Below are 18501 nucleotides of genomic sequence, written 5' to 3' on the forward strand. Positions count from 1 at the left end.
TTATCCTTTTCGTCCGCACTTCAAAGTCGTTAGAGCTTTTATCTGCTTACTCTCATAAGAAAATACAATATCCCTCATCAATTCCCATATCTCCTCATCAAGCGTATTTGCGCGTGGATAAACCATATCTGCGAGGCTCACAAAATATAAGATTCCGCCATTTTTATCTAAAAGCCATTTTGTAAAAAACTGCATTTTGTGTGGGTGACGCGAGATAAGCCACTTGAGATAAAGAAAAAACCCATCACCTAAATAATCCTCATTCTCCATAGATGTGATAAGATTCAATATTAAGTATTTGCCTAGTTCCTTTTTTTCCACTTCACTTATAAAATCAGCCTCTGTAAAAAATGTATCATACTTACGCCACAAAGCATCTTTATTAAGGAGCAAATCTTTGTTAGCATAATATATACTCAATGGCTCGATTTGCCATTCTGTGCCAAATCTCTGCACTAATTCTGTAATGCTCATATCCTCGAAAATTACTATATGATTAATACGCAATGCTAAATATGTCTTGTCATAACCATAATCGCCTATTTCATCGTGCAAAAAAGTAAGCAAATGAGAAAGTTTATGTTGAGAACTAAAGGTAAAAACAAGCTTTGTATAATAAGGCAGATAATCCACACCCGCTTGGAATCTAAAGACTTCAAGATTCACTTTATCCATAAAGACTCCTTAATGAAGCAAACTTCTTAATATTTTCATCATAAAAGGCAGATTCTAGCATATTTCACTTATGCCCTCCCTTAAAAGGTTAATTATTTTTTAAAAATTTACTATTCTCTGGATTTGAAGTAAAGGCAAGACGTGAATGCTCCAAGCCCTCTTCCTGCACAGAAGCTATCTCATTGAGCTCTTCAGCTGAAATATCATAAAAAAATGGGTGGCTTACATTTGTAAAAAGCGAAATATCACGCAACAAATCACTATCGTGCAAATAAATAAGCACAACACCTTCATAGGCGATATGCACCAAAGACACCATATTCTCACTGCCAAATCCAGCTTCAAAATCTATGCCATCTTTTTGCAACACAATGCTTTCAAAGCTATATCCGGTAAGCACAAAAGTCGCCACATCGCCAAAAGTGCTACTAATGTGTTCGGGTAGCACAGGGTCAAAATGCGTGTGTTTCATATCACACATTATGTTAAAGCCAACGCCTTTTTCAAGCAAAAATGTCAATATATCTTTCAAATGAGCGAGTATGAGTGTTTTAAACGCAGGTGAAAACAGAATCTTTTGCATTTATAAGCTCCTTAAATTCTGTAAGCATTTTCTGCACCTCATTCATTCCAATTAACCAAAATTTATCGCTCTCTAGATTCAAACCAAAAGTGCTAATCAAATCTTTAGGGCTTTTGCTCCCGCCGAGCGAGAGGAATTGTATATACTTTTGTATGAATTTCGCCTTGCCTTGTGTTGTTTTTTGGGATTTATACAAACCAAAGAGTGCCAAAACAAGCAACTGCCCATAGCTATATGCATAGCAATAAAATGGCGAGTGTATGAAATGCGGGATATAGCACCACCAACCCTCATAATTCTTACTTAAACTCACGCTTTTACCAAACATACGCTCGTTTTCTTCTTTCCATATTTCATCAAACTGCTCAGGCTTTAACTCATCGCTTTGCGCGTGAATTCTGCGCTCAAAATGTGTCATCACAACCTGTCTAAAGAGTGTGGAGAAAATATCCTCTAGCTTCCCTGCATAGAGCGGGATTAGCTCCTCTCTACTCAAGGTTGCCTTGAGAGTATCAAAAAGGAGCATTTCTGCAAACACAGAGGCTGTTTCAGCTGTGGTAAGTGGTGTATCCATATTAAGATAACCCTGTGTTTTAGAAAGCTCTTGATGAATCATATGCCCAAATTCATGAGCAATTGTGAAAGCATCTCGGCGAGATTCTGTATAGTTTAGCAACACATAAGGGTGCGCACTCGGCACACTGCCGTGACTAAATGCCCCGCCTCGCTTATGTGGTGCAGGATGAGAATCTACCCAACCTTTTCTTAAGGCTTTCATTGCAATACTTTTAAATTCCCCACTAAATTGCCCAAAGGATTTTAGCACGAGGTTAATCGCCTCATTATAAGAGAGATTATGCGCTTTGCTTTCAATAGGTGCGTATCTATCATAGTCTTTTAACTCTTTTATACCAAGCAGTTTTGCTTTTATCTCATAGTATTCACTTACAAGCGGATAATGGGTGCTTGTTACTTCGATGAGTTTATCCACACTTTTTTGTGTTGCGGCATTTGAGATGTGGCGGAAAGATTCTGGTAATTTATACCCGCGTAGCTGTGTGCTAATATGCAAATCCTTTCGAACCATATTAAGAATATAAGCTAAAAGATGTCGAGATTTATAAAGCTTTTTTGTAAAGATTTTTTGCGCTTCTTTACGCACTTCGCGTTTATGATGATGAAGCAAACTTAGAATCTCCTCCTCATTGAGCTTTGATTTATGTCCTTTTTGTGATTTTTTTGCCTCTTTAGAATGCGTTTTAGAATCCTTACTCTTTGGTACTTTGAAGCTAAGATTTGCTAAATGCTCATCAAATAGGCGCGAAAACGCATTTACACCCACCGGAGAAGTGCTCAAAAGCACTTTTTCCTCTGCTAGAGAGAGCTGATACTTATCTTGCTCAATAAGCTTTTGTAAAAAATATTCATATTGAGGTGCGTGAGCGATAATCTCATCGCGCTTTTGACTGGGAAGATTGCAAAATTCTAGCTCAAAAAACAACACGAGATTCTGCATCTGTGTAGTTTGCATTTCATATTTTGCATACATATCACCTTGCGTGGTATCCTTTGCAAAGCGCAAAAACACATAAGTCATAATGCGCGAAAATCCCTCCAATACCGCTTCATACTCCTTTAATACCTCGCAAAAGAAATCCGACCTAATGGTATTTAGCTTTTGCTCATAAGCCTTTGCAAACTGCTTAGTTCTGCGTGTGTGTGCGCTCATAAATCGCTCCAAATGCTTCTCGTTCCTAAAAAGTGCGTTAAGTTGCCATTGCGAAGATTCCACTCTCATTGTTGCTCCTTTTTAAATTGTCCTATCCTCTTTCTCTTCTTGTATAAGCGTGAGGGCTTTAAGAAAACTGATATTATTCATCTGCATACTTGAAGCCATATTTTTGAGAGTAAGTGTTTTTGAGCTAAACTCACTCTCACCTATTACGATTACAAACTCGTATCCCTTTGTATTAGCATAACCAAACTGCTTTTTGAGCTTATTGATCTCTGGATAAACTTCAATAGGCACTTTTGAGCGGCGGAAAGTCTCGGCAAGTAAATGTGCATAGCCAAAATAAGACCTATCCATACATACAATAAGTGCGCGTGCAGAAGTCGCATTCATATGCAAAAGCCCCAATTCTTCCAGCGCAGCCAAAAGTCTATCTAGCCCAATACTCGCGCCCACACCGCTCATTCTCTCCTTAGAAAAAGTGCGAGTGAGATTGTCATATCGCCCTCCGGAGCAGACACTTCCTATACTTTTTAGTGCATTTAGAGTCGTCTCATACACAATTCCTGTGTAGTACCCAAGTCCTCTAGCGATTGAAAAGTTAATGCGATAAGTATCTCTATCCATTTGTAATGGCGCGAGCACCTCATATAAGGCTTTTAAATCATCAATACCCCTTTTAATAGATTCATTAAACTCACTCATAAATGCAATTTGCTTAAAAAAGTTCTCACTATCGCCCTGTTGCTTGATTGAAGTATATTCTAGCAGTTGTTCAACCTGTTTGCCACTTAATGATAATTCCTTCTGTAGTTCGGCAGCCACGCCATCCTTGCCAATCTTATCAAACTTATCGATAATCCTTAGCGCACTATTTATATCTTTATCATTTACAATACCGCAATATTCACAGATTCCATCGAGGATTCCGCGATGATTAAGCCAAATGGTAAATTCATCTATACCAAGCTGGTTGAGTGAAGCATAAATCACTTGCAAAATCTCTGCATCACACGAGGTACTATCACTTCCTATAAAGTCAAAATCACATTGTGTAAATTCCCTATATCGCCCTCTTTGTGCCCGTTCTCCGCGAAACACGCTCCCTATAGCAAAACGTTTAAAGGGCAAATTCACTTCATTTTTGTATTGCGAAATAAATCGCGCTAAAGGCACGGTCAAATCAAATCTTAACGCCACATCGCGCCCCCCGTGGTCCGTAAAACGATATAATTCTTTTTGAATCTCATCACTTCCTTGTTTCACAAGCACATCAGCATATTCTAAATGCGGTGTTTCAATAGGCACAAAACCAAACTTCATAAATACATCACTTAATTGATTGAGTAAAAGTGCCTTTGCTAGGGCTTCCTTAGGTAGTCTATCTTTAAATCCGCTCAATGTGCGAGGGGTAACCAACGCCATTTTGCATTCCTCCTTAAACTTTTTACAATATTTCAACATATTAAAAAGCACTCATTTTATCTTAAAAATCTTTTATTTTAGCTACATTGAACGCTATTTTGGTAAAATTTCCACACTTCATAGCAGATTTTTAGCTTTTTAACTTTACAATAACACTCAAAACATCATCATAAATTTAAAATTCTTAAAAAATAACAAAAATTTTGTGGAGCAAAAATGTCTTTAGCGCAAGATACTATCCCTACTCATTCTGTCAAAAGCATACTTCTGCGTTTGCCAAATTGGTTAGGTGATAGTGTAATGGTCTCTCCTGCATTTGAATGGCTTAAACAAAGCTTTAAAAATGCAGATTTTACGCTTGTAGGCACAAAGGCAAGTTGTGGAATCTATGAGCGAGATTCGCGCGTAAAGCATATTTTTATTGATGAAAGCAAAAGTGCGAAATGTAGAATCTATGCTATCAAAAAACTTGCTAAAAATGTAGGTATACACGATATTTCAATTACATTTGCAAATACCTTTTTTTCCGCACTCTTCTTATTTTTTAGTAAAAGCAAGGTGCGTATAGGCTATGCTAAAAACGCTAGAAGTTTTCTCTTAACCCACGCCCTGCCCTTACACCACATCAAAGGCACACATCAGGTGCATTTATACCTCAAACTCATCGCGCCTTTAGAATCTGTGCAACAACAAGCTTACAAGGCTTATCAAGATATGCTTGATAGTGAAAACGAAGCGGAATTTTTGCCCCAAGATAGTGTGCAGCTACACCAATGGTTGGAGCGCATAGAGCAGCTGCTCCTTGACTACAAATCTGCCCCCTCATTGCCATTTAGGCTAGATTTGCTCCCTATTCTCGCTAAAAAGCCACTTAGCCTTATCTCATATCCTTTGAATCTCGCCACGCAAAACACACAAGATTCACAAAATATCGCCATAGGTATAAATCCCGGAGCAGCTTTTGGCAGTGCAAAATGTTGGGAAAAGTCCTATTTTGTGGAGATTATTAAACATTTTCTCACACTCTCTTATGATGTGTATCTTTTTGGCTCAAGCGATACCAAAGGCACGAACGCGCAAATTGCGGATTCTATCGCTTCTCATTCCAATGCACGATTTTTTCACAACCTCACAGACAAGACAAATCTCAATCAGCTTATTGATTATATTAACGCAATGAATGTCTTTATCACCAACGACAGCGGTCCTATGCACATTGCCGCCGCACTCAAAGTGCCTATGGTAGCGATTTTTGGTCCTACAAATATCAAAGAAACCGCACCATATAAGCCCACATCGCTAAAAAAATTACCTTTTTTACTCCACACAAATGATGATTCTATAGATTCTCAATTTATAGAATCTAGCGCACAGGATAAAGACAGGGCAACTATCACTGCACAGGATTCACAGCAGGTTTCACAAGATTCACACCACGCGCAAAACCCTTATGAATCTTGTATTTTACTCTGCAAATATGTGCCTTGCTCACCTTGCAAGAAGCGTGAATGCCCCTTGAAACATCATAATTGTATGAAGCTTATCACACCGCAAGAAGTTATCACTTATACAATGAATCTGCTAAAAAACAATGAAAAAAGGCTAAGCAATGATACTTGAGACACAAACTTCAACACCCTTACAAAACTACAAGATTCTAAGCAATACCATTACGCCTCGCCCTATCGCGTGGGTTAGCACGAGCTTTCCAAATGGCACGATAAATCTCGCTCCATTTAGTTTTTTTGCGCCTTTGAGTGTGAATCCACCTATTTTTGCGATTTGTATGATGCAAAAGAGTGATGGCACCCACAAAGATAGCTATAAAAACATACTTGATACGCGCAAAGCCACAATCAGTATGTGTGAATCTACCCACCTAAACGCCCTACATAGCACGAGTGCGGAGCTAGGCTATAATATGAGTGAGGCGGTGGAGTTTGATATAGAGCTTGAAGTGCTAAAATCTGGCTTTCCTCCTGTGCCAAAGGGTGTGAAAGTCGCCTTTATGTGTAATTTATATGATGTGCTGGAGCTTGGGGAGAATAAAAGTGTGCTTTTAAAGGTGGATTCATTTTATATTGCTGATGAAATTTATCAACAGGATTTAAAATTTTTGCCTCATTTTATCGGGCGCGTAGGACGTATATACAAGCTTCCGGGCGCAGAACTCATTCCCACAGAGCATACACCCAAAGACACAAATGCCCTAGCGACTTATACGCAAAATCAACATTTGCAGACACAGCCTATACAGGTAGAGCAAGGGAGAGATGATGAGTAAAAATACACCTCTTTTTTCTATTATTGTGCCCATTTATAATGTGCAATCCTATCTTAAAGAATGCCTAGATTCGCTCTTAGGACAAAGTTATAAAGATTTTGAAATTATACTCATTAATGATGGCAGCACTGATAAAAGCGGAGAAATAGCACAAACTTACGCAGAATCACATTCATTTATTACTCTTGTTCATCAAAATAACGCTGGACAAAGCATTGCGCGGAATGAAGGTTTAAAAAGAGCCAAAGGTCAATACATTGTCTTTGTGGATTCCGATGATAGAATAGACTCTAAAGCTTTAGAATATTACGCCCAGTGTTTTAAAAATGACCCTACATTAGATATTATCTATACAGAGTTTAATCTTATTAGCGATGAGGGACATTCACTTGGTTATCAAAAATTTTGGTTTAATATGAGCACTTTAGCAGGGCAAACAAAAAGTGGCGATGAACTTTTACAAACGCTTTATGAACAAAAGGCTGTGCTTTTTACCTATACTTGGCAAGGAGCAATTGCAAAAAATCTTTTGCAGCAGTATGCAATAAAATTCTGTAAGGATATTTTTCATCAAGATATACTTTTTGGATTAAAATGCTTTAGCTACGCTAAAAAAGTATTTTTAAGCCCAAAACGATTTTATGACTACCGACAATCTTTGCTTTCAACTACAAGAGGGGGGGGGGATATGAATAAACTTCTCAAAAGTGCCAAAAGTTATGCCATTACTGCTCATGAAATTGTTACTTTTAGTGAAAATGTTAAAAAATATGTGAGTAATGAAACCTATGCTTTTTATTACCGCTGTATTCGTACCTTGCTTAAACGCATAATGCGCATTTTAAATAACTTACCTTGGAGTGATGAAAAAGCTGATATTATTCAAAGCATTAAACCCCTTTATACCTATGCACCTTATCGCACGAAATTTTCAATGAATTTTCCACACTTTAGTGCCTTTGCTACAAAAGCACTCTCTTATCTTAAATCTAAAAAGGACTAATATGCCTCTTTCACTTTTACAAGAGCTCATCAAGCGTCCAAGTATCACACCTCAAGAATGCGGTATTTATGAGATTATCCTTAATAAATTAAATTCTCTCATACAAAAGGAACATATTGATACATTCATCATTGAGCAAGAAAAAGAGGGGGTGAAAAATCTCTTTTATCTTATTGCACCTAAAGGTGCAGACAAATCAAATCTGCATCATTTTTGTTTTGCAGGACATATTGATGTTGTGCCAACGGGAGAGGGTTGGGAGTTTGAACCATTTTGTGGGACACAAGATGAAAAGTATATCTATGGACGAGGCACGCAAGATATGAAAGGAGGCGTAAGTGCCTTTATATGTGCCGTTTGTAATATTTTAGAATTCCATAATACTTCTTCATTACCCATTATGCTCTCAATCCTTCTTACAAGTGATGAAGAAGGAGAGGGAATCTATGGCACAAAGTTTATGCTTGAAGAGCTTAAAAAACGCAATTTGCTTCCTCATAGCTGCATTGTCGCAGAACCTACAAGCATAAATCGCACAGGCGATATGCTTAAAATCGGTAGACGTGGCTCAATCAATGGCACACTCATCATTGAAGGCAAACAAGGACACGTCGCCTATCCACAAAAATGTATCAATCCCATAGAACTATTAGGGAGCAAGCTTGGTGCATTAGCAGGCATAGAATTAGATAATGGGGATTCTCATTTTGCGCCGAGCAAACTTGTAATTACCGATATTCGAAGCGGTATGGAAGTTGTAAATGTAACACCACAGAATCTCAAAATAATGTTTAATGTGCGTAACTCACCTTTAAGCAATGAAGATTCTATTCGCACATACATTAAGGAAGTTTTTAAAGAAATCCCTTATGAGCTTTCTTTAAAAACAAATTCCTTGCCATTTATTACAGATTCTCAAAGTGCGCTGATTGCCTTACTCCGTGAGAGTATTAAGCGCGTAGCCGATATTACTCCCTCTTTAAGCACAAGTGGTGGCACGAGTGATGCACGATTTTTTGCACAATACGGCATAGATGTCGTAGAACTTGGTGTGCCAAATGATAAAATCCATGCCATCAACGAGCGCGTGAAAATAAGTGATGTTTCCACATTGCACGATGTTTTTGTAGATTTTTTGCAATCATACATAAAGAGTGCTAAAAATCCGCACAACGCACCGCTTGTGTGAAAACATAAGAGGTAAATTTATAAAGGAGTGACAATGGCAATTATTGGCAAACTTACACATTTAGATTGGTTTTTTAAAGCATACCCTGCACTCAATGAGGCAAGGGAATATATGCTTAATGCGCTAGATTCTACAAATGAGATTCACAAAAGAATCATAAGTCTTAAGTTAGAAAATGAGGAGCGCAAAGAAATAACTTATCCACTCTCGCAAAATGTCCGTGCAATCGAGCAAACCTATCGTTTAAAAAGCGCGAAAAATGCCTTTTTTGAAACGCATCGTGCTTTTATTGATTTTCAGCTTGTAGTTGAGGGCTATGAGTTTATGAGGATTGGCGATAGAGAGAGCTTCGAGGTGCAAATCCCCTATGATGAGCGCAAGGATTTAATCGTATATAACAACCTTTTTCCGCATTTCTATACAGAATCTAGCACTTTAAATAAAAATCTGCTAAAATCTCAATCAAAGCTCCCGCTAAAAACAGATTCACACATACCTTATCGCACAAATTTACTTTTACGCGCTGGAGATTTGGCGATATTTTTTCCCGAAGATACTCACGCGGGAGGCTTAGAGCTAAGCAAAGATTCAAATAGCAATACAAGCCCTACATCTCAATATGCACAAGTCAAAAAAAGTGTGCTTAAAGTGTCTGTATGTCTGCTTGGTTTATAGCATTATTCAATCTCGTTTTGCCCTTAAAATATGTCCCAAAAACAAAAGCGCGTTTGCAATGAAAAGCTTTTAGATTCTAAATTTATAGAATCTAAAAGCCTCATATTCCTAAGATATTAAAACTTTATAAGTGCGAGAAACTCCTGCTCATTGAGCGTTTTTACACCTAGAGATTGTGCTTTTTCCAATTTGCTCCCCGCCTTGTCTCCATAAATCACAAAATCCGTCTTTTTACTCACGCTTGAGGCAATTTTTGCACCCTTAGATTCTAAAAGTGCGCTTATCTCATCTCTAGGGCTAGAAAGCGTGCCTGTAAGCACAATCGTTTTATTGTAAAAAGTATGATTTTTGTCATATGTGATAATCTCCACGCGAGGAGTGATGATAGATATTAACTCCTCTATAAGTGCCTTATTTGCGACATTAAACTCTACAAGTGAGCGTGCCATTTCCTCGCCAAAACCATCTAGTGAGAGTATAGAATCTAACTCTAGTTTAAAAGTATCTAGCCCAAAATGTTGAGCGAGCTTCTTACTCGCACCCTCGCCGATATGCTCGATTCCAAGCGCATTGATAAAACGCCATAGCTCCACGCCTATGGTATCTCGTATAGAATCTATAAGATTTTGAGCGCGTTTTTCTTTCCAGCCTTCAAGTTTAAGGAGTTGCTCCAAAGTTAAACTATAAATATCCTTAATGCTTCGTATCATCGCATTTTCGTAGAGTTGGATAACGATTTTTTCACCCAATCCGTCAATATTAAGTGCCTTTTTAGAGGCAAAGTGAATAATAGATTCTATCACCCTAGCTTCACAGCTAAGATTTTGGCATTTGATGAAAATCTCCTCAATCAACAATTCCTCGCCACACACAGGGCAATGTGTAGGTTTAGCAATGGGCTTTTGTGAGCCATCACGCAATGCGGTAAGGGGCTTTATGATTTTAGGTATCACATCGCCACTGCGGATAATAATCACTTCATCGCCTAAACGAATGTCTTTGCGCTCAATTTCACTAAAGTTGTGTAAAGTTGCGCGCGAAATCATCGCTCCCTCAATCTCCACGGGCTTAAGCTCCGCCACAGGCGTGATAAGTCCTGTGCGTCCTACTTGTAAAGTTACAGATAGAATCTTAGAGCTTTTCTCCACTGCGGGAAATTTATACGCACAAGCAAAACGAGGTGATTTTATCGTCCAGCCAAGCTCCTGCTGCAAGGCAATCTCATCAAGCATAATCACCATACCATCAAGCATTATGGGATAATTATTGCGTTTTGAAACAAGCTCACGATACAATGTTGTAATCTCCTCCATATTCTTGCAATGGCGCAAAAAAGGCACAGGTGCAAAGCCGAAATTCCCTATCTCCTGTAATGCCGCATAGAAACTAGAAAATTTCTCAAGCCCCGCGCCAATACCCCAAGGCATAAAGCGCAGTTTGCGTTTGGCTGTGATTTTAGAATCTAGCTGTCTTAAGCTTCCTGCTGCGGCATTGCGTGGGTTTGCAAAAAGGCTAAGATTCTGTTCTAATCGCTCGTTATTTATCGCCTCAAAATCATCTTTTGTGATGATGACTTCCCCGCGCACCTCAATGTCATCTTTAAATGCAATCTCAAGCGGCACACTTTGAATCGTCCTCGCATTTTGTGTTACAAGCTCCCCTTCTATGCCATTTCCTCTTGTAGTGGCACTTATGAGTTTTCCACCACGATAAAGGAGGTTAAGACTTGCCCCATCAAATTTAGGAGAGCAAGTAAAAGTCGCTTGGGCTCGGCTTTTATAGATTCTTTGAATCCACGCACTCAAATCCTCATCATTAAACATATCATCTAAACTCCACATACGCACCAAATGCGTATTTTTGCTAAAAGATTCTAAAGGTGTATCGCCTACGCGCTGTGTGGGGGAGCTGGGGTCCATAAGAGCGGGATTAGTCTTTTCAAACTCTAGCACCTTGTGATAGAGTGTGTCATATTGTTCGTCAGTGGCAATTGGCTCATCAAGCACATAATAATGGTATGCCATTTTTTTGAGAATCTGCACTTGGCTTTTATACTCATCTTTTGTTGTAACAATATCCACGCGATTTATCCTTAAATTTTGAAGTTTATAATGCTTATTTTATGTATTTTGCGATAGAATTGTATCATTTTAGTTTTAAGTTTTGGAGGTAGGCTTTGGCAAAAGCACAAGAATCAATCGACAAAACCACTTCGCTCCACCTCAACAACGAAGTGCAGTTTTTATGCTTCACACTCGAAGAAGAAAAAGATGGCACAAATCAACTCTATGCAATGAATGTGTTTAAAATACGCGAAATTATTTACTATGACAACGAGCTTACTGAAACTGCAGGGGATAATAGCGGTGTTGTGCTAGGCTACCTCACGGTGCGTGATGAGACAATTCCTCTTGTAGATATGAGACGATGGCTCTATTATAGCAAAGAAGATCCAGATAGAGACTTGAGGGAATTTTCACTTAATACTAGAAAAAGTCTTGTAGTTATTTGTAATTTTTCTAACAATACCGTTGGGCTTAAGATTATGGGTGTAAGGCGCATTATCCACAGAAGTTGGCAAGATATTGATACTGGCTCGAATCTCGGCATAGATAGCGATATGAAGATTACGGCTACTACAAAGTATGATGATGGCTCAGTGATACAAATCCTTGATGTAGAAAGAATGCTTACCGAAGCTTTCCCATCGGTAGGTGCTGCGGACGAGCTAGAACTCAATGATTTGGGCAAAATTGTAACCGATAAAATTGTGCTTTTGGCAGAAGATTCTAAACCTGCGGCAAAATCTCTCCAAAAAATCATCGAAACGCTTGATATAGAATACTTTACTTTCCCTAATGGCAAGGCTTTGCTTGATTATCTCCATAATCCGGGAGTGGCTGCAAGAATAGGTGCTATCATTACAGATTTAGAAATGCCTATTGTATCGGGCTTTGAAGTGCTTAAAAATATCAAAGAAACGCCAGCGACTTGCCATATACCCGTAATTATTAATTCATCAATGAGTAGTGATAGCAATCATCAAATGGCGGAGCGTCTCAAAGCGGATGGATTCATAACCAAATCTAATCCAGCAGAAGTCGAACAAGCCCTACGCAAGCTTCTTACAGATATGGATTTTTAATCAAATATTTCACTTATAAAAGGCAAAACTATGTTACGAACTCATTTGTGCGCAGAATTAGGAACAGAACATATCGGGCAAGAAGTGCAAGTTTGCGGCTGGTGCAATACTTACAGAGACCACGGAGGTGTAGTTTTTATTGATTTGCGCGATAAAAGTGGTATTGTCCAACTTGTATGCGACCCAAGCACTCAAGCTCACACTATCGCTTCAAGTGTACGCGATGAATATGTACTCGTTGCAAAAGGTAAAGTAAGAGCAAGAGGTGCAGGACTTGAAAACCCAAAGTTAAAGACAGGTATGATAGAAGTCGTGCTAAACTCACTTATTATTGAAAATAAATCGCCCACACCTCCCATTACCATTGGTGATGAAAGCGTAAATGAGGAGTTACGACTTAAATATCGCTATTTAGATTTGCGCTCACCTAAAGCATATAATATATTCAAAATCCGCTCTGATGCAGCTATTGCTACACGTAATAGTTTGCAAAAAATGGGCTTTTTAGAAGTAGAAACGCCTATACTTACAAAAGCCACACCTGAAGGGGCAAGGGATTATCTTGTGCCCTCACGTGTGCATCAAGGTGAGTTTTACGCACTACCCCAAAGCCCACAGCTTTTTAAACAACTCCTTATGATGAGTGGATTTGATAAATATTTTCAGATCGCAAAATGCTTCCGCGATGAGGATTTACGCGCTGATAGGCAGCCTGAATTTACCCAAATTGATATTGAAATGAGCTTTTGTGAGCAAGAGGATATTATCAATATGGCAGAGACCTTGCTTAAAGACATTTTTAGTGTGTGCGGTAGGGAGATTGAAATACCTTTTATGCGTATGCCTTATGCACAAGCTATGGAATCTTACGGGAGCGATAAGCCTGATTTACGCTTTTGTATGCCGCTTGTAGAGGTGGGAGATTTATTTGTAGATTCAAGCAATGCAATTTTTAAAAATATCGCACAAGATTCTAAAAACAATCGCATTAAGGCACTATGCGTCAAAGATGGCGATACATTCTTTTCACGCAAAAGCTTAGGCGAGGCGGAGGATTTTGTGCGTAAGTTTGGCGCAAAAGGGCTAGCCTATATTCAAGTAAAAGAAAATGAACTCAAAGGTCCTTTAGTCAAATTTATCTCGCAATCTGCACTCAATGAGCTTGTATCGCGCGTAAAAGCAGAGGTTGGAGATATTATTTTCTTTGGCGCAGGAGCTAAAAAAATAGTATGGGATTATATGGGGAGATTGCGTCTTAAAGTTGCTGAAGATATGAAGCTTATTAATGAAAATGAATATAAATTCTTATGGGTGGTGGATTTTCCTATGTTTGAAAAAGATGAGGGTAAAACAAAAGCCCTACATCACCCTTTTACAATGCCAAAAGATTTAAGCAAAGATGATGTAGAGGAGATAGAATCTATTGCCTATGATGTTGTGCTCAATGGCATTGAGCTTGGCGGGGGAAGTATTAGAATCCATAAAGATTCTATCCAAAAGCAAGTTTTTGAGTTACTTGGCATTAGCGATGAGGAGGCAAAAGAGAAATTTGGCTTCTTGCTTGAGGCATTAAGCTTTGGTGCACCTCCACACGGGGGCATTGCTATTGGATTTGATAGACTGATAATGCTTTTAAGCAAGGCGCAAAGTATCCGCGATGTTATCGCATTCCCCAAAACACAAAAGGCGACTTGTCCCCTTACTCAAGCTCCAAGTATAGTGAGCAATGAACAGCTTAAAGAACTTCATATCCGCGTAAAAAATGAACTAAAATAAGGAGGCAATATGAAACTTTATAGTGTTGCTTATATACCACAAAGTTATGAAGTCTTAGGGCTTGTCAAAGGCTCAATGGTGCAGTCAAAGCATATAGGACGCGATATTATGGCGGGGCTTAAGGGCATTGTCGGTGGCGAGATTAAAGGCTATACCGAAATGCTTAATGACGCACGAAATATCGCTACTGAACGTATGATAGAAGAAGCACGCGCCCTTGGAGCAAATGGCATTATCGGTATTTCTTATGTCACTTCATCGCTTATGTCAAATACTTCAGAAGTGCTTGTATATGGCACTGCGGTAAAGATATTATCCTAATATGAAGCTTTTAGAGTGCTAATCCATTGAAATCCTACAAGCCCTCAACTCCCGCAGAGCCAAGCTCCAATGATACAAAGAACAGTGAGAGCGAACGCAAATTCTTCTTTGCTCTCTTTATCTTTATTTTCTATATTGGGGCGTGTATCCTCTTCGTGCTTCTCTATCGCCGCTTTATAGCCCAAGTGCCTATTGACCATCATAGCTTTGTTGAGTTAGTAGGCAGAGCGATAGTGCTAAGCAAGTATCTTATAGCTGTCAATCTGCCTGTGCTGTTTCTTTTTAATCCCAAAATGCAAAGAAGCCATATCGTATTTGGAGTGTGTCTTGCTATTATTATAGTTTTTGTTCTTACAGGATTACATATCACACTTACATTGAGTGTGCAGATTGTTATGATTCCGTGGTTTGTAATATGGCAAAGCTTTGCTATTGTTGGTAGCACACTTAAAGATTTTTTTAAGCACACGCCTCATCTTAAGGCTACGCTTGTGTTTTTTACCATATTAAAAATTATCATAGGTTTTTGCCTTGGGGCACTCTTTTTTGTCCTATGTATCATCTTGCAAATCTATAATTTTGACGGATATGATTTTAGCGGACTAAATTATGGAATCCCTTATCATAAACAAACAATGTTTCAAAGTTTTGGCTTTTAGAATCTTTGGTGCAGATTCTAGCTTTTTAATTTTTGTAAATCTTTTTTGTCTTATTTGTTTCTTTTATTCTTGTTTTTTGAGGCAATGCGCTTTTATAAAGCACAAAGCCTATGCTTCTTTAGATTCTTATCTTAGAAGTTAAAAATATAACGCAGTCCAAGATTATAGTCATATGAAGCTGTCATTTTGATTTTGTTGCCTTGATTATCTCCATCAAAAATAGTAGTTTTTGTAAATGGCACGCGAGCAGCAATTTCTAGCCCATAATGCTTAGCAAACACACTACGCAAACCAAAATTTAAACCTGCACTAAAAGCAGTTTTTTAACATTTTTTGAATCTGCAATATCCTTACCAATATCTTTACCCCAAGTATTTGCACCTGCTCCAGCTCCTAAGAAAAAACCAAGGTTTGCATTAGGGCGAGCGATAAAATTATAGAGCATATCAATATTTACCCCATAATCCATTAGAGTTCCTCTAAATTTTTGACCTACATCTTTTGCAATTGTATTTACATTTATATAGTAGCGCAATCCAAAGTTAGGAGTAAAAAATTGCTTATAAGCAGCAATAAATGCAAAGGTTATACCATTATAATCTGTCTTACTAGTATCTCCACTAACATTTGATACTTTAATATGAGGAGTTCCATAACCTACAGCATTACCTCCAAACACACCACTCTCTTCAGCCACAAGCGCCGAAGCCACAAAAAATAAAATTACAGCCAACCTTGCAAACAATTTTTTTGTTTTCATTGTCAAGCCACCCTTTTTTATTTTACAAATGCATAAGCGCTATTCTACCCCCCTACCCCGATTTTGCTTAAAAGCAAAAGGTTTTTGAGGTTTATCTATTTTTTAGAGAAAAAGTAACATTATTTGATAATTTTTATATTTCTATTCTATGCTTGCATTTGAGACATTCGCGCACTTGTTTTTTGCGATATTCACGCTCTACGCTTATTCCGCCACATTGCGGACATTTCTCTTTGATAGGCTCAAATTTTGAGATAAAAGTGCATTTTGGATAGCCATTACACGCGATAAATACGAATAAAAATTTTATGGGTGGGGATTATCTATGGATACTTTCATCAAAGCAAAATTTACACTAACAAACTGCCTCGATTTAAAAGTATTGTTTTTGGGATTTAATATCTTTGCAAGTAGCACCAATTTGGGCTACTCATATTGCTGAAACTTATTACTAAGATCCTATGATAGATTCTTAAAACTATTTTACCTTTTCTAAATATTCGCCTGTCTCGGTATTTACCTTGATTTTCTCTCCCTCTAGCACGTGGAAAGGCACTTGCACCACCACACCAGTTTCAAGTGTAGCAGGTTTTTTGCCTCCGCTACTCGTATCGCCTTTGAAGTTTGGTGCAGTCTCGGTAATCACAAGCTCCACCACAAGTGGCACATCGACAGAAATTGCCTTATTATTGTGGAATAGAACCTGCGCATTCATACCATCAATAAGCCATTTTGCCGCATCGCCTACTTGTTCATCGTTTAGCCCTATTTGCTCATAGGTAGCGGTATCCATAAACTGAAACACACCATCATCGTGGTATAAAAACTGCATTGTGTTTTCTTGTAAATTTGGTTCTTCGCATTTATCCCCTGCGTGAAAAGTTTTTTCAATCACTTTGCCATCAAGAAAAGATTTGATTTTTGCCCGCACAAATGCCGCGCCTTTGCCGGGTTTTACGTGCTGATACTCGGTGATTCTATATGGAATCCCATCAATTTCAATCTTTAGTCCTTTTTTGAGTTCGCTCATTCCTATTGCCATTTTGTATCCTTTGAAGTAGTAAAATTGTTCAAAAGCGCGTATTATAGCATTTGAGTAAATTTTTTTCAATTGTAGGGATTTAGACATACTTAAGATTTGTTGAGGGGGATATGCTTACCATAGGGGCAAAAAGATTCCTGCACCTAGGTTGAGCGAAGCAGTGCTTACAAAATCTTCGCTTGGTTTGCCATCAAACATAAATCTGTATGTCCCCTCTATAAAGAATATATGATTTAATGAAAAAACAATTCCAATTTCCCAAAAAAAGGATAAGTGTTTTTAAGCTCTTTGTTAATCACAAATCCACCCATGGCTATACATTCTTGAGCCATAATCAGTTAAAGCACCTCCACCGATAAAGAGTGCGCCATTACTATTTTTATTATAATAGCCCCGACCAACCCTTATATTCCAACCGAGCAATTTTTGTTCAAAGTTTAATCCACTGAGATAAACACCCTCCCAACTGCAGGAGCCGTAGCGATCACCAGTGCATTGAAAATCGTGTTCGCTATCAATTGTCGTAAAGCTATAGTTACCATAAAGGATATTTGCATTTAAATATAAACCGCTTGTTCGTTGCAAAAAGACACCTGCTTTTAGTATATATGGGATTATAAACGAAATCAAATCTCCAGATTTAATACTCTTACTCAAACGAATTGTGCCACTATTGTTGCCATTAGAGATATAAGGTATAGGAACCATATATTTGCAGTTCCTATACCCACATCACCCCCTAAAACAAATCCAAAATGCCAGTCTCTGTTTATTCTTTTTAGTTCTTTATGCTTCTTTTTTGTATATTTCGCACTATCACAAGAGGTATTATTTCCAAGTTTGCAGGCTTTGTTAAAAAACTCATATGATTTTTCATAATCACCTAAATCAAAAGCTTCATTTGCTAATTTGTTACAATCAACCACATCGCCTCCATCACAAGTTCCCTCACCTAGCCTTTTAAAATTTCCTGCTTGCGCTTTTTTCACAACCTTTGAGATATGCCCCTCATCATCCCATGCAACACGTCCAGTTTTTAAATCTGTAAGAATAAAAAGAAAGTCATAATCTATTCGTATATTTTCCCAGCCTAAGATTCCCATTCGCTCGGCGATGTGCTTTCTTGCAATTTTAGTTCTTTACATTTTCTAATCGCCTAAATCCTTATAGTAAAATAAAACGCGTATTATAACAGAAAATCATCGATTTTATCGTGCGTGGGCTTTAAAAAA

Annotated in this window: 19 protein-coding genes; 9 read left to right on the plus strand and 10 right to left on the minus strand. The window is 38.2% G+C overall.

Annotated features, from left to right (window positions below; translation table 11 throughout):
- From LS67_RS05780 to hisS, 4 genes are all read right to left on the minus strand, one after another.
- Positions 1–675 (minus strand): DUF5644 domain-containing protein, encoded by a 675-nt coding sequence (locus LS67_RS05780; protein WP_034327940.1) that lies wholly within the window; start codon positions 673–675, stop codon positions 1–3.
- A gap of 88 nt (positions 676–763) precedes the next feature.
- The gene (locus tag LS67_RS05785) at positions 764–1258 is read right to left on the minus strand and encodes a hypothetical protein (RefSeq protein ID WP_034327937.1); all 495 of its coding nucleotides are present in this window, start codon (positions 1256–1258) and stop codon (positions 764–766) included.
- Positions 1227–3050 carry a M3 family oligoendopeptidase gene (locus tag LS67_RS05790; RefSeq protein ID WP_201274021.1) on the minus strand — a complete coding sequence of 608 codons (1824 nt, stop codon included), beginning with the start codon at positions 3048–3050 and terminating at the stop codon, positions 1227–1229. The genes LS67_RS05785 and LS67_RS05790 overlap by 32 nt, the downstream gene beginning before the upstream one ends.
- Positions 3051–3068: 18 nt before the next feature.
- Positions 3069–4409: a histidine--tRNA ligase gene (hisS, locus tag LS67_RS05795; RefSeq protein ID WP_201274022.1), complete on the minus strand. Its 1341-nt coding sequence runs from the start codon at positions 4407–4409 to the stop codon at positions 3069–3071.
- Between the two features lie 222 nt (positions 4410–4631).
- Between hisS and LS67_RS05800 the strand changes: the two genes are divergently transcribed.
- Genes LS67_RS05800 through LS67_RS05820 form a run of 5 tightly spaced genes read left to right on the plus strand, consistent with a single transcriptional unit; the run spans position 4632 to position 9566 of the window.
- A complete protein-coding gene (locus tag LS67_RS05800) occupies positions 4632–6035 on the plus strand; it encodes a glycosyltransferase family 9 protein (RefSeq protein WP_058122056.1) in 1404 nt (467 codons plus the stop codon).
- Positions 6025–6699, plus strand: coding sequence for a flavin reductase family protein (locus LS67_RS05805; protein ID WP_081953940.1), 675 nt, complete (start codon positions 6025–6027; stop codon positions 6697–6699). Before LS67_RS05800 ends, LS67_RS05805 begins: the two co-directional genes overlap by 11 nt.
- On the plus strand, positions 6692–7702 hold the full coding sequence (locus LS67_RS05810; RefSeq protein ID WP_161594479.1) for a glycosyltransferase: 1011 nt from the start codon (positions 6692–6694) through the stop codon (positions 7700–7702). Before LS67_RS05805 ends, LS67_RS05810 begins: the two co-directional genes overlap by 8 nt.
- A gap of 1 nt (position 7703) precedes the next feature.
- Positions 7704–8891, plus strand: coding sequence for a succinyl-diaminopimelate desuccinylase (gene dapE / locus LS67_RS05815; protein ID WP_034327282.1), 1188 nt, complete (start codon positions 7704–7706; stop codon positions 8889–8891).
- Positions 8892–8924: 33 nt separating this feature from the next.
- The gene (locus LS67_RS05820; RefSeq protein WP_034327281.1) at positions 8925–9566 is read left to right on the plus strand and encodes a YhcH/YjgK/YiaL family protein; all 642 of its coding nucleotides are present in this window, start codon (positions 8925–8927) and stop codon (positions 9564–9566) included.
- A gap of 116 nt (positions 9567–9682) precedes the next feature.
- Here the strand turns inward: LS67_RS05820 and ligA are convergent, their stop codons facing one another.
- Positions 9683–11641: an NAD-dependent DNA ligase LigA gene (gene ligA / locus LS67_RS05825; RefSeq protein ID WP_034327286.1), complete on the minus strand. Its 1959-nt coding sequence runs from the start codon at positions 11639–11641 to the stop codon at positions 9683–9685.
- Between the two features lie 101 nt (positions 11642–11742).
- On the opposite strand from ligA, the gene LS67_RS05830 reads away from it, so the two are divergent.
- From LS67_RS05830 to LS67_RS05845, 4 genes are read left to right on the plus strand one after another with little or no spacing between them, the layout of a single operon-like run.
- The gene (locus LS67_RS05830; RefSeq protein ID WP_034327280.1) at positions 11743–12711 is read left to right on the plus strand and encodes a chemotaxis protein; all 969 of its coding nucleotides are present in this window, start codon (positions 11743–11745) and stop codon (positions 12709–12711) included.
- Positions 12712–12741: 30 nt separating this feature from the next.
- Entirely contained in the window at positions 12742–14487 is a 1746-nt protein-coding gene (gene aspS, locus LS67_RS05835) for an aspartate--tRNA ligase (RefSeq protein ID WP_034327279.1), read from the plus strand.
- 9 nt (positions 14488–14496) lie between these two features.
- Complete coding sequence (locus LS67_RS05840) at positions 14497–14808, plus strand: YbjQ family protein (RefSeq protein ID WP_034327278.1); 312 nt, start codon at positions 14497–14499, stop codon at positions 14806–14808.
- A gap of 26 nt (positions 14809–14834) precedes the next feature.
- Positions 14835–15467: a hypothetical protein gene (locus LS67_RS05845; protein ID WP_052082147.1), complete on the plus strand. Its 633-nt coding sequence runs from the start codon at positions 14835–14837 to the stop codon at positions 15465–15467.
- Positions 15468–15598: 131 nt separating this feature from the next.
- Here LS67_RS05845 and LS67_RS10115 read toward each other — a convergent pair whose 3' ends face one another.
- The 5 genes from LS67_RS10115 to LS67_RS05865 all read right to left on the minus strand — a co-directional run bounded on the left by LS67_RS10115 (position 15599) and on the right by LS67_RS05865 (position 18372).
- Positions 15599–15748 carry a hypothetical protein gene (locus LS67_RS10115; RefSeq protein ID WP_268902984.1) on the minus strand — a complete coding sequence of 50 codons (150 nt, stop codon included), beginning with the start codon at positions 15746–15748 and terminating at the stop codon, positions 15599–15601.
- 17 nt (positions 15749–15765) lie between these two features.
- On the minus strand, positions 15766–16227 hold the full coding sequence (locus tag LS67_RS05850) for an outer membrane beta-barrel protein (protein WP_052099872.1): 462 nt from the start codon (positions 16225–16227) through the stop codon (positions 15766–15768).
- A gap of 478 nt (positions 16228–16705) precedes the next feature.
- A complete protein-coding gene (gene efp, locus LS67_RS05855; protein ID WP_034327277.1) occupies positions 16706–17269 on the minus strand; it encodes an elongation factor P in 564 nt (187 codons plus the stop codon).
- 291 nt (positions 17270–17560) lie between these two features.
- Entirely contained in the window at positions 17561–17926 is a 366-nt protein-coding gene (locus LS67_RS05860) for a hypothetical protein (RefSeq protein WP_034327276.1), read from the minus strand.
- Positions 17923–18372, minus strand: a complete 450-nt coding sequence (locus LS67_RS05865; protein ID WP_034327274.1) for a tetratricopeptide repeat protein — start codon at positions 18370–18372, stop codon at positions 17923–17925. The genes LS67_RS05860 and LS67_RS05865 overlap by 4 nt, the downstream gene beginning before the upstream one ends.
- Between the last annotated feature and the right edge of the window lie 129 nt (positions 18373–18501).

Origin of the sequence: Helicobacter sp. MIT 03-1616 (assembly GCF_000765685.2) — a bacterium.
Lineage (GTDB): Bacteria > Campylobacterota > Campylobacteria > Campylobacterales > Helicobacteraceae > Helicobacter_C > Helicobacter_C typhlonius.